Source organism: Streptomyces sp. NBC_00554 (genome assembly GCF_041431135.1).
GTDB lineage: Bacteria > Actinomycetota > Actinomycetes > Streptomycetales > Streptomycetaceae > Streptomyces.
This window is the reverse complement of the sequence record NZ_CP107799.1, coordinates 7796826-7809474: the sequence shown is the minus strand read 5'-3', so window position 1 is coordinate 7809474 and position 12649 is coordinate 7796826. Positions and strand designations below refer to the sequence as shown.

At 66.5% G+C, this 12649-nt stretch carries 10 protein-coding genes; 9 read left to right on the top strand and 1 reads right to left on the bottom strand.

Annotated elements, in window-relative coordinates:
- The first annotated feature begins 398 nt into the window (after positions 1 to 398).
- From OG266_RS34415 to OG266_RS34380, 8 genes are all read left to right on the top strand, one after another.
- Positions 399 to 1043, top strand: a complete 645-nt coding sequence (locus tag OG266_RS34415) for a hypothetical protein (RefSeq protein ID WP_371550483.1) — start codon at positions 399 to 401, stop codon at positions 1041 to 1043.
- Positions 1040 to 1609, top strand: a complete 570-nt coding sequence (locus tag OG266_RS34410; RefSeq protein WP_371550481.1) for a helix-turn-helix domain containing protein — start codon at positions 1040 to 1042, stop codon at positions 1607 to 1609. The genes OG266_RS34415 and OG266_RS34410 overlap by 4 nt, the downstream gene beginning before the upstream one ends.
- Positions 1610 to 1796: 187 nt before the next feature.
- Positions 1797 to 2510, top strand: coding sequence for a ParA family protein (locus OG266_RS34405; RefSeq protein ID WP_371550479.1), 714 nt, complete (start codon positions 1797 to 1799; stop codon positions 2508 to 2510).
- A gap of 611 nt (positions 2511 to 3121) precedes the next feature.
- Entirely contained in the window at positions 3122 to 3304 is a 183-nt protein-coding gene (locus OG266_RS34400) for a hypothetical protein (RefSeq protein ID WP_371550477.1), read from the top strand.
- A 132-nt stretch (positions 3305 to 3436) separates the two neighbouring features.
- A complete protein-coding gene (locus OG266_RS34395) occupies positions 3437 to 3760 on the top strand; it encodes a hypothetical protein (RefSeq protein ID WP_371550475.1) in 324 nt (107 codons plus the stop codon).
- 285 nt (positions 3761 to 4045) lie between these two features.
- Positions 4046 to 5251, top strand: coding sequence for an IS256 family transposase (locus OG266_RS34390; protein ID WP_371553058.1), 1206 nt, complete (start codon positions 4046 to 4048; stop codon positions 5249 to 5251).
- A 182-nt stretch (positions 5252 to 5433) separates the two neighbouring features.
- Complete coding sequence (locus OG266_RS34385; protein ID WP_371550473.1) at positions 5434 to 5850, top strand: hypothetical protein; 417 nt, start codon at positions 5434 to 5436, stop codon at positions 5848 to 5850.
- Positions 5851 to 5863: 13 nt separating this feature from the next.
- On the top strand, positions 5864 to 9334 hold the full coding sequence (locus OG266_RS34380; RefSeq protein WP_371550471.1) for a tetratricopeptide repeat protein: 3471 nt from the start codon (positions 5864 to 5866) through the stop codon (positions 9332 to 9334).
- A 539-nt stretch (positions 9335 to 9873) separates the two neighbouring features.
- Here the strand turns inward: OG266_RS34380 and OG266_RS34375 are convergent.
- Positions 9874 to 11013, bottom strand: a complete 1140-nt coding sequence (locus OG266_RS34375; RefSeq protein WP_371550470.1) for a hypothetical protein — start codon at positions 11011 to 11013, stop codon at positions 9874 to 9876.
- A 254-nt stretch (positions 11014 to 11267) separates the two neighbouring features.
- Here OG266_RS34375 and OG266_RS34370 point away from each other — a divergent pair, with 254 nt between their 5' ends.
- Entirely contained in the window at positions 11268 to 12329 is a 1062-nt protein-coding gene (locus OG266_RS34370) for a hypothetical protein (protein ID WP_371550468.1), read from the top strand.
- The last annotated feature ends 320 nt before the right edge of the window (positions 12330 to 12649 follow it).

Below are 12649 nucleotides of genomic sequence, written 5' to 3'. Positions count from 1 at the left end.
TCCGCGACCGGATCGAGGTCACCCCATGGCGTGGGAAACGAGGACGCACCGCCTTGCGGGTGCTGCGCGCGCATCTCAACTTTGCCGAGAGCGCCGGCGGCCGTCTGCACGCTGCGAGCGAGCGCCAGACCGCTGAGGAGGCCGGAGTCTCCCGACAGACCCTCCGGAACGCCTACGAGACCGTTCTGAGGCCGGATGGATGGCTGCGCCGGCTTCGCGTCGGGCACGGCACAGAGGGCTCCACGTGGTACCTCGGGAATGGTCCGAGGGGTGCGGCAAAGGGCCCCTCTTCTCGGCATCAGACCACTCAGTTCCCCCCCGACCTGGCACTTGAGGAGTGGTCCACTCCCGAGACGGCCATCACGGCCGACGTCGACTCCACCGTCATCAGCCGCCTCATGGCCCACGATGCCTTCGCTCCCCACGGCCTGGGCAGTTCCGCCCTCATGATCATCGGAGCCTTGCACGCCCGGCCCCATCAAGCCGTCAGCGAACTCGTCATCACCTCCTCCGTCTCCCGCGCAACCGCCTACCGCACGCTCCACCGACTCGCGATCCACGGCCTGGTCCACCGCATGGGCGAGGTCTGGTCTCTGGCACCCCGAGCGCTGGAGGGCTTCGGTAACAGTCATCGGGAGGCTGTTGCCGACCGCCGGGACATACCCGCTCACGGCTGGGATCTGATCGCCGACCAATACGGGACCGCGGGCACCGCCAAGAGCCGTCGGGCCTTCCACGCCGCCGAGCGAGCCGCCTACCGGAAGGCACTGGAGCAGCTGTCGGAGCACCGCTGCAAGGCCCTGGTTGTGGTCCGTGACGGGCGTCAGGTGGTGGTCCCGGCCCTGCGTCCGGACGAGGTCCCAGTGCCGTGGCGGGGGCCTGGCGGGATTGTCCGCCATCCGGTGTCGGGGCGAGTCGATCCGGCCTGGCGGGTCGCCAGTGACGGGCGCCTGATCCTCATCACTTCCTGCGACCAGCGCTCCTACGACGAGCTGGCCGCCGCGCGTACCGAAGCCCTCAGGGAATGGGAGTCCACTGCATGAACACCGAAGCATCTGCGCCGGACGACGAGGTGCCGGTCACGCCGCAGGCTCTGCGTGCCCGGTACGAATCCGGAGCGGGCGTCGCCGAACTCGTCGTCATCAGCGGCCTGTCACACGGCACGGTCATCAACCGCCTGCGTGAAGCGGGGACGGTGATGCGTACGTCCTGGCAGACCCGCAAGCTGCGCGAGAGCGGACCGGCCCGTCAGCATCTCGCTGTCCGTCTGCGCACCCTCTACGAGCAGCATGGCGCCACTCTCATCGAGCTGGCGAAGGCGGGGGCGGGGACGAGGCGCGCGGCTCGGCGTTTGTTGATCGAGGCGGGTGGCAGCCCGCGGTCGGCTCAGCAGACGCGGCGGGTGCGTTCCGTCGCCGCGATCTCCAAGCGGCGGAAGCTGGCGCTGTCTTTGCGGGTGAGGTACGAGGGCGGCGCTACGGTCCCGGAGCTCGCGAAGGAGTGCAGTTACTCCGTTGCCACGGTCTACCGGCTTCTGCGCCAGGTCGGGACCCGCATGCGGCCCAAGCACCGTCACGGCCCCGCCAGCAAGGCGAGGAAACGGTCATGAGCACCCCATTCCTTGCTGCTGGTCCCCACGGCACCAGTCGAAGCCAGGGCTCGCGCTCTCACGATCCCGGCCCCGCTTGCACGGCGCGGGCTCCCCCGGTCGTCCGTGCGCGGCCCCATCGGGTGTCGCCGTCGTTGTCGACATCCGTCAAGACACCAGGCTTCCCACTTCAGGAGATCAGACCCACATGAATGAGAACACCCGGTACAAGGATCTGGCGGCAGCCACGGTTGGCGTCTTTGACGCCTTCGTGATCGTTGTGGCCATGCTGAAGGGCGGTACCGGAAAGACGACGTCTGCCTGGTTCATCGCTCTCTACTACGCCGTGGTCGTCGGGCTGCCGACGCTGCTTCTGGACGCGGATGCGTCGAGTCAGTCCGCCTACGACTGGTTCAAGGTCGCCAAGGCTGATGGCTTCGAGATCCCGGACAACTTGGTCGTCGAGCGGTACCCGTTCGACGATATCGCCGAGTATCTCCGCGCGAAGCGGTCCGAATTCGGCGCGATCGTGGTCGACGCCGGCGGTGGCAGCGCGAAGGTGTTTCACGAGGCGGTTACCGAGACGAACCGGCTGATCGTGCCGGTTGCTCCCACCAAGATCGAGCGTCGCAAGCTCATCGCCACCTTCGACGAGGCCGAGCGTGCCGCTGCCCGCAACGAGCACGGTGTCACCGCTCACGTGGTGCTGGTGAAGGCTGATGACCGCACCAGCCTTCCCCGCGCGGCGAAGGAGAAGCTGCTGGACCCGGCCGTGGGTGAAGGAATAGGGCCGGACCGTGATGAGCCGTTCCCGCTCGCGGAGACCGTCATCCATTCGTGGGTGCACTACATGGAGGCTTTCGGCGAGATCCCGACCGAACTGAGCGAGTACACCAGCCTCATGAAGGAGCTCGACGCATGAGTGAGAAGAACGAGCGGCAGAGGCCGCCGGCCCGACGCAGTGGCCGCGTCCTCGGTGAGGTGGCCAAGCAGGCGGACCGGGCACCTGCCCCTTCGGCTGAACTCACCCGCGAACAGCTCCAGGCCGAGCAGGCAGCCACGTCGGCCCCGGGCTCTGGCGTCGTCAAGCAAGGGGCAGGCTCGGCACTTGCTGTCGGATCGCGCGACGAGCAGGCGGCGGGGACGGATCCTTCTCCTGCCAAGTCCGAGGTCTCCGTGACGTCCTCGCAACGTGAGGATGTGGATCACGGTTCTGTGTCCTCCAGACAGCCGGCTCAGGTCGGCGCAGGGTCTTCGCCAGAAGGGCGAACGTCCCCTTCCGTGGCTTCCCATCCGGTGTCCGGGGCCATGCCGAGCCCTACGCCCGCTGAGCCCCCGCCCGGTGTTGTCCTGTCTGAGGGGGGCGAAGTGGCGGTGCGTCAGCCGATCCTCCCGGCGGGGACTGCTGGGGCTTTCCCGGTTCGGATCGATGCGCCGGAGGCTCCCTGGGGTCCGGTTGGCTCTTTGGAAGCGGCGCCCAGCGAGACAGTGCCGTGGACTCAGGGGTCGGGCCGGCCTAGGGACATTCCTGACGTGGCCGAGGTTCTCAACCAGCGGATCATCGCGCGCGAGGGGCTCGACTCGTCGGTTCCCGCGGCGTTGAAGCTGAAGAAGCGGATCAAGCGCTTCGCCCTGGACAACGAACTCGACCACCTGCCCATCGGCGCCATCGTCTCCGTCGCCCTGGACGAGTGGCTCACCACCCGCGGGTTCTGACACACCCCACGACAACCGGGTGGCCGCGAACACACCTGCTGTTCGCGGCCACCCGTCCCTCAACTAGTCCGATAGCCCACTAGGCCGATAGGCCGCCCGCTATCCGAATAGTGGCCCCGACCGGAGCACCTCATGCCCGACCTCTCGCATCACGCCCGCCTCCTACGCGACCTGGCTGATGTCCTCGACGCGCAATCCCACCCGCCCGACGACCCTTTCGCCCCTCACCCGGACACAGCAGAGATCATCAACGGTCGCCACACCAGCCGCGGACAACTCAACTACGCCGTCCCTGAAATCCTCCAGCTCCAACGACGCGTCCGTCGCTACAACGCCGACTCCAACATCGCACACGGCGACATCGTCGCCCTCGCCCTCGACACTTTCCTGCGCGCCAAGGGCTATCCACCCGACCTCAACAGCCGCACACAGAAGTGCCGTGATCAGGGGAACTGAGTAACTCGCCCTGTGCCGCACGCATTCGTTAACCGGGACGCTCGCGGGTGGAAGCTTGCCCCCGGCCCGGAGGTTCAGCAGAGGGTCGGAACTGACAGACACATTGATGGTGTGCGGTTCACCTCCCTCGCGCGAAGAGGGGGAGTGTAAATCTAACGGCGGATCCGACGATCATGGGAGAGACGTCAAGTGACTGACACCGCCGTGGAGTTGGAGACTGTGGAACCTGTCGAGAGTGCCCCGTCCGGGCAGCGTGCGCCCGTGTCCGATGAGCAACTGGTCGCGATGCTGGTGGAGCGGGCCCGGTCGGAGGGCTTGCAGCTGACCGGTCAAGGCGGGCTGCTGCAGCAGCTGACCAAGCGGGTCCTGGAATCTGCTCTGGAAGGCGAGATCACCGATCACCTCGGCTACGAACCCCACGATGCTGTCGGTCGGGGCAGCGGCAACTCCCGCAACGGAAGTCGGGCCAAGACCGTGCTGACCGACGTCGGGCCGGTGGAAGTGAAGGTGCCCCGCGACACTGCTGGCAGCTTCGAGCCGCAGATCGTCAAGAAGCGACAGCGGCGCCTGACCGGCATCGACGAGATGGTGCTCTCCTTGTCCGCGAAAGGCCTCACTCACGGGGAGATATCGGCTCATCTCGCCGAGGTGTACGGCGCCGAGGTGTCCAAGCAGACCGTCTCCACCATCACCGACCATTTGATGGAGGGCATGGCCGAATGGCAGAACCGGCCTCTCGACCGCGTCTACCCGGTCCTGTTGGTGGACGCCATCAACGTCAAGATCAGGGACGGGAAGGTCGCGAACCGTCCCATCTACGTGGTGATGGCGGTGACGGTGGACGGCACCCGCGACATCCTCGGCATCTGGGCCGGCGACGGCGGCGAGGGCGCCAAGTACTGGCTGCACGTGTTCACCGAGTTGAAGAACCGCGGCTTGGACGACGTGCTGATGCTGGTCTGCGACGGGCTCAAGGGCCTTCCCGAGGCCGTGGAGACCGTCTGGCCTCGCACGATCGTCCAGACGTGTGTGGTTCACCTGCTGCGGAACTCGTTCCGTTATGCCGCCCGTCAGGACTGGGACAAGGTCGCCAAGGCCCTCAAGCCCGTCTACACCGCACCCAACGAGGACGCGGCCACCGAGCGCTTCCTGGAGTTCCAGGAGTCCTGGGGCCGGAAGTATCCAGCGATCGTGAAGCTGTGGTCGGACGCCTGGGCCGAGTTCGTGCCCTTCCTCTCCTTCGACGTCGAGATCCGCAAGGTCATCTGCAGCACGAACGCGATCGAGAGCGTCAACGCCCGCATCCGCAGGTCCGTCCGCGCCCGCGGACACTTCCCCAACGAGGCCGCCGCCCTCAAGCGCATCTACATGGCTCTGATGAGCCTGGACCCGACCGGGAAGGGCCGCAAGCGGTGGACCATGCGCTGGAAAGCACCTCTCAACGCGTTCCAGATCGCGTTCGAGGGCCGCCTGACCCCGAGCAACAACTGACCACTCAACAACCAAGATCAGCCGTTAAATTGACACACCCGCCGCACCCCGAACGCCTCAAAGATCATTTACGGGACAGCCCTGAGGGACGAGTCGAGGCGTACAGGGCGGTGTCCGCCGGCGCTGGTTACTGGCGATGCCTGGTATCGCAGGCGTCAGTGGTGCCAGACTGGGCGCCTGTTGTGCCACTGTTCAAGTGGCTGGGTAAAGCTGAATTGATTCAGCTTGGCAACGGAGTGCATATGACTGGGGTGGAGTTGGTGGCGGCCGCGCTGGCTGCGGGCGCGTCAGCGGGACTTACGGACACCGTGAGCTGTGCGATCCAGGACAGCTACGCCAGTTTGCGCGAGGCAGTGGGGCGGCGCCTTGCTACACACGGCGAAGAGAGTGCGCAGGTCCTAGAAGTGAGCGAGGTCGAGCCCGAGGTGTGGCAAGTCCAGCTGCAGGAGCTGTTGTCTGCGTCCGGCGTTGACCGGGACGAGGAAATCCTGGGCGCGGCAGGGTCGTTGCTTCGGGACCTGGGCATGGCGGGTCAGCATCTTGAGGTCAAGGGCATGCAGGTGGGTGACCACAACACGCAGACCAACACGTTCAACTGACAGGACCACACAGGTGCAGTCAGGCGAGTCGGGGCATGTGGTCAATGGACTGCAGGTCGGAAACCACAACTTCCAGGCCAATATCTTCGTAGGCTCCCCGCCTGCGCGTTCCGCGTACCTTCGCCAGGTGCGGGCGACCGCTCCCGAGGTCCTGGTAGGCCGGGAAGACGAACTGGCCGCACTCGCGGACTTCTGCACCCGGGCCGAGGCCGACGACTACTTGTGGTGGCGCGCCAGAGCGTGGGCGGGCAAGTCCGCCTTGATGTCATGGTTCGTCCTGAATCCCCCACCGGGGACGCGCATTGTTTCTTTCTTCATCACAGCGCGTTTCGCCGCACAGAACAATCGCGAAGCATTCTTGAAGGTGGTCATCGAGCAACTGGCGACCCACTTGGGCCGGCCCATGCCGCCTGATATGAATGATCACAACAGTGACTCGACCCTGTGGGAGATGCTCGACACCGCGGCAGCGGCCTGCAAGGAGCAGGAACAGCGTCTCGTGCTGGTCGTCGACGGCCTTGACGAAGACCAGGGAGCCGCCGCGCACAGTATCGCCGCGCTTCTCCCCGCCCGTCCTGCGGCTGGGATGCGCATCGTGGTGGCAGGGCGTCACGACCCACCGCTCCCCTCCGATGTGCCCAGCGGCCATCCATTGCGCAATCCGGCCGTCGTACGGGTCTTGGAGGCGTCCTCGCACGCCCAGGACATTCGTCGAGATGCCGAGCAGGAGTTGAAGCGGCTACTGGCCTCGCCTGAAGACCGGGACTTGCTAGGCCTGGTCACCGCGGCCGGGGGCGGTCTGAGCGGCCGGGACCTGGCAGAGCTGACGGGGCGCCAGATGTGGGAGATCCAGGATTCTCTCCACGCCGTAGCTGGACGGGCGTTCACCCGCCGACCCGCCTCCGGCCGGTCCGGGCCGACGGCGGCGCGCGAGCTCTACGTGCTCGGCCACGAAGAACTCCAGCAGACCGCCGTAGACTTCCTGAGCGGCCCCCCTCTGGAGGCGTACGGGAAGCGCCTGCACACCTGGGCGGACCAGTACCGCCAAGCGAACTGGCCCACAGAGACGCCCGAGTACCTCCTGCAGGGCTACTTTCGCATGCTGCAGGCCACCGGCGACCTGCCCAGGATGATCACCTGCGCCCTGGACAAGACCCGCCATGACCTGATGCGCAACTTGAGCGGAGGGGATGCCGCTGCGCTCACCGAAATCACCGCCGCTCAGGACGCGATCCTCACCCGCGACGACTCAGATCTACGGGCTATGACCCTCTTGGCCGTGCACCGCGACAACCTCGCCAAGCGCAACAACGCCATCCCCACAAGCCTCCCCGCCGCATGGGCCCTCCTGGGGCACCCCCTGCGCGCCGATGCCCTGGCCCGCTCCTTCCTCAACTCAGGTGACCGATTCGAGGCGTTGCGCGCCTTGAGCGGGGTGCTGGCCGAGGGCGACTCCAGCAAGCGGGCTCGGACCACAGCTAGCGAGGTCGTCCTCCATGCCCGAGAAGTCGCCTACGAGGCAGCGGCTGTGGCTCAGACCATTGAGGCGGCGGACACGCTGGCTCGAGCGGGCGACGTGGACAGCGCCAAGAAACTCGCCCAGAAAGTTGCGGCCGTAGCCCGGGCCTACCCCGAGCCGGGAGATCGGGCACGGGAGTTGGCACGGGTGGCGGAGGCTCTGGCTCAGATGGGCGACGTGGACAGTGCCAAGGGACTCGCCCAGGAGGCAGCAGCCATAGCCCGGACCTGCCACGCGTCTTATGAGCGGGTTAGGGCGTTGGCGCACGTCGCGGAGGCTCTGGCTCAGATGGGCGACCTGGACAGCGCCCAGGGCCTCGCCCAGGAGGCCGTGGCCGAAGCCCGGACCGACCCACGGCAAGTGGGGATGAGGGAAGCGGCGGATGCGATGGTTCGGACGGGCGACGTGGAATGCGCCATAGACGTAGCCCGGACCCTCACCAACGGTCAGCGGCCGTGGGTATTGGTGGGGGTGGCCGAGGCGCTGGCTCGGGCGGGCGACGTGGAACGCGCCATAGACGTGGCCCGGGCCCTTACTGTCACGGACATGGCACGGCACGACCAGTTTTTCCGGGTACGGGCGACGGCGAAGGTGGCGGAGGCGCTGGCTCGGGCGGGCTACGTAGACCGCGCCGTGGACCTCGCTCACGAGGCCGAGGCCCTAGCCCGGACGATCGCCCACCCAGAGAAGCAGTCGCAGGCGTTGAGTACGGTGGCGGATGCAGCCGAGGCAATCGCTCAAGGGGGCGACGCGGAACGCGCCAAGGCCATAGCCGAGATCAACCCGGCTTTTCGGGCGGAGCCGTTGGCGAAGGTGGCGGAGGCGCTGGCTCGGGCGGGTGACGTGGACCGCGCCGTGGCTGTAGCGCGCGAGGCCGAGGCTGCGGCCCGTACCATCGACTACCCGCCTGGTCAGCTGAAGCAGTTGGCGATGGTGGCTGGGGTACTGGCTCGCGCGGGTGATGTGGACTACGCCGCGGCCCTTGCTCACGAGGTCGAAGCCATGGCCCGGACCATGCCCCACCCATACCGGCGGGATCGTACGTCGGTGCAATTGTCACTGGCGCTGAGCCGGGCACGTGACGTGAATCGAGCCGAGGCAGTGGCCCGCGCCGAAACCGGGCCGTATGACCTATCGCAGGCATTGGCGAAAGCGGCGCAGGCGATGGCGCAAACAGGTGACCTCGACCGCGCCAAGGCCCTTGCTCACGAGGCCGAGGGCATAGCCTGGACCGTCGATTCTAGGGCGCTGTTGGAGGTATCCGTTGCGCTGACCTTAGTAGGTGATGCGGACCGCGCCAAGATCGCGGTTGCACGCCTAGAGCCGAGTCTGCAGGTGAAGGCGTTGGCGAAGGCAGCGGGGGCAACAGCTCGGGCGGGCAGAGCCGACTGCGCCAAGCGACTTGCTGACGAAGCCGCCTCCAGAATCCAGACCGTCCATCCCGCGCTTCGGCGGGATTGGGCATGGCTATTGGCAGCAGCGGCGGAAGCCATGGCTCAGGCCGGCGACGTGGACCGCGCGAAGAGACTCGCCCAGGAGGGCGCGGCCGAAGCCCGGACCCTCACCGACTTGGACGACCGGGCGAAGGCGTTGGCAAGTGTGGCGAAGGCCATGGCCTGGGCCGGCGACGTGGACCGCGCCAAGGGCCTCGCCTACGAGGCCGAAGCCATAGCCCGGACCAACGAGTACGCGATAGGCCAGGCGAGAGCATTCGTAACGGTGGCTGGGGCATTGGCTCGAGCGGGCGACGTCGACCATGCCAAATCCTTGGCTCACGCCATCACCTACCCGAAGGAGCAGGCACAAGCGGTGGTGGCCGTGGCTAGCCAAGCTGGCACAGCCTGGGCGTGTCCGCTGATTGCCAAGATCTTGCGACAAGCCGACTGGCAGACAGCTGCCGATGCCCTCGCCGTGGTTGCACCTGATGTGCTGACATTGGTTGCTGAGGAAGTTCTGTCCGGATAGCCCGGGGCCTGCCCGGCAGGCCCTACGCGTTTCACTGTGATTTTTAGGGATCTTTCAAGGCATTTCCAAAGATCCTCATCAACATCCCACCGCCCTGAGCGACGCCGCCGAGCACCCCCTCGAAGCCGCGCCGGCCTCGGTCGGCACGGCTACCGACTCGCCGCCTACCCAGATCTTGATGAGCGAGCCGCGCCCATCGGGCCTCCACCGGCAGGCGGATCTCAGGCACAGATGGGACGACGACTTGTTCGCCGCGGGAACGGCACCTGGTCGTGGAGTTCATCCGTGATCTGCACCGCCGCGACCCGGGGGTGATCAGGGGCGCTACCCGACCACCACCAAGGGGGAACTTTCGCTGGCCGCAGTGTGCTGCGCCAACCCGGCGATGTTCCTCGAGTACGTCACCCTCCTCTTCCTCTACACGTGGGACCGCATCAGTCATGCCTCGCAGACTGTCTGAGAGGCGGCTCACCCACTCAGGACACACATCCGTGAGCCCTGGACTGGCGTTCCGGGGCCACGGGCATTCAGGCTGCGGGTCAGGGCCCGGCGCTGAGAGCGCGGGCCGCGATCAGCCGGTCGGTCAGCTCCACGGTGGCGAGATACCACCAGAAGATCCAGTCGAGGAACACTTCGTCGTACTCGCCTTGTTGCCTGGCGTTGCGGTGTCGCAGGTCGAAGCTGTTGGCGATCTGGAACAGGGCGCCTTCGTCCTTCGTATGGAGGCGTTCTTTGATCAGGTCGCGTCGTTCTTCGAGAATGCGGGCGAGGTTGAAGATCGCCGATCTCTTACTCTCGGGTGATGTGTCACGGCCGCGGAAGAGCGCGATGGCGTGGCGAACGCCGGCGTTGATGTCGGGCGGACTGTCGGTGAGGGCGCGGTGCACCAGCTGGCTGCGTGCGTCATCAGTGACGGCGACCAGGCGTCCGAGGTCCTCGCCTTCGGCGGCCAGTTCGTACTCGATGCCGCCCTCGTGCAGCATCTGGTTGACCTTCCACCGGTACAGGACGCGTGCCGGGCCATTGTGGAATTCCGAGTGATGCCATCCGCAGCCGCCGTAAGGGTGATGGCGCCGCATGCGGGGGCGGCTCACCAGGTCGTGGAACACCTCGATCAGTCCGTAGTAGGTGTCTTCGTCCCACGTCTCCGGTGCCAGAGGCCACAGATCGGGGATGCCCAGGCGCCTGTCGATCACCTCGGAAGCGTCGGGCAGCTCGCTGTCATCGTCGACGCATTCCTCGCCGAACACCTCAACCAGGTAGCCACTGTCGGCGAACTCGCCGATGAGTCGCGCGAAGTCACGTCGGGTGCCCCTCGTGGTACTGCCGTCGTGGGCTGGTCCTTTGCCATGCCGCTGCGGCCAGTACGGCCGTGGCGCGACCGCGTGGCCAAGCTCGGACGCCCGGTTGATAAGGTCCGTGAACCATTCATGCTGGTCCATCACCGCCCGCTTGATGCCCCAGCCGGTGGCGGTGGTTGCCCAGGGATCGGCTGCCGGGGCGGTGTGGTTGGGCAGGTCCTCGAAGTCGGCGGCTCCGGTTGTGCCGGCCAGGGCCTCTGTCAGGAGCCACTTGGCCCGGTCCTGCCAGGAACCCGTGGACCGGAGGATTCGCTCGCCCTCGGATACGAACAGCGCCGTGGGCCAGAGGAGTTCGTAGTTGCTGAAGTCCAGACTCACCGCGACATCATCGCCTATCTGCGTGTGTCCCGGCCTCTGAGTAATGAATTGCCGCCTCAGTCCCGGGGGAGCTCCCGGAACCGGGGCATCGGAGGGTATGCCACTCCCTGACGAGGACCCTCCCCTCAACAACCACGACCTCGGCGTGCCACGGAACGCAGTCGTGGCACGTATGGATCTCGGAGGAAGGACGAAGGGCCTTGTCAGTGGGTGGCCATAGCCTGGCGGGACAGGAACCGCAGAGAGGTACGCCCATGAACGCCAGTTACTACCAGAGTCAACTGAGCAGCAAGAACAAGGTCCGGGCCGACGCGGAGAAGAAGGTCGGCGAGTTCCGCAAGAGGGAAGCCGACAAGCGCGCGAAAGCCATGAAAGAGAAAGCGGCCGCCGCCAAGGCGAGCAGCCAGGGCACCATCAACAGCAAGCTGCGCGCTGCCGAGCGGTTCGAGAACGAGGCCAACAAGGCCGGCCAGGACGCCAGCACATGGAGCGCGAAGGTGGGCAAGCTCTCCAAAGAGGCAGCTGACCTGTCGGTCAAGCTGGCGAAGGCACAACAGGCTGAGCGGGCGGCCGCGGAGAAGGCTCGGCAGCGTGAACAGCAGAAGACGGAGCGCCGTGCCGCAGCCGAGCGGCAGAAGATCGAGAGCCGCATGTCGACAACGGAGGGCGAGGTACGCACCGCACTGAAAGAGCTGCGGGCCCCGAAGCCGGAGAGACTGCGGGTGCTGCTGCTGGCGGCCGCTTCCGCCGGTGATCTGCGAGTCGGCCAGGAGCAGCAGAGGATTCGCGCGGCCGTGCAGAGTGCCACCCATCGTGACCTTGTCGAGCTGGATGTCCACCCGGCCGCGACGGCGAACGTCTTCCTGGACGCGCTGACCCGCTTCCGCCCCCACGTCGTGCACTTCTCCGGCCACAGCACGCAGGACCTGATCGCTTTCGAGCAAGGTGAGGACGGCTTCCACGAAAGTGCCATCGTCAGCGCCGGCGCCTTCGCCCGGGCCATCGCCGCTGTGGACGACAAGCCGCTGCTGGTCCTGCTCAACTCCTGCCACTCCGCAGCCCAGACCGGGAAGCTTGTCGACACCGTGCCATTCGCCATCGGCATGTCCGACACCATCGGCGACGTCGACGCCATCACCTATGCCGCCCGGTTCTACGCCGCAGTTGCCGAAGGTCAGTCCGTCCAAGCCGCCCACCTGCTCAGCCGGGCGGCCATCGAAATGAACGGCCTGCTCGACCACGACCTACCGACTCTCACCTGCGCAGTGAACGTCGACCCTAGCGCTACGAAGCTGGTGACACCGCCTCCGGAGTAGAACTTCGTGTGACCGCCGCCTTAACCTCGGCTCCTACCCTGCAGGCCCGTCTGAGCTCTATCGAAGGGCACATCCACCTGCACCACGCGGCAACGTGAACAGCTCCTGATCCGCAGGCCTTCACGATTACTCCATCTCGTCGCTGGGCGCGCGAAGACGGTCTTGGTTGCCGGGGCACCCGTTCCGGCACCCCGGCACGGTGCCTACTGGTCGCCTCCGCTCAGCCAGTGGCGCACCGCTTTACGCCGGGACTCGACGAACCGCGCCCAGGTAGTTCGCAGCCAGACGCGACTGCGGCGGAGCTTCCCTGACCACCAATC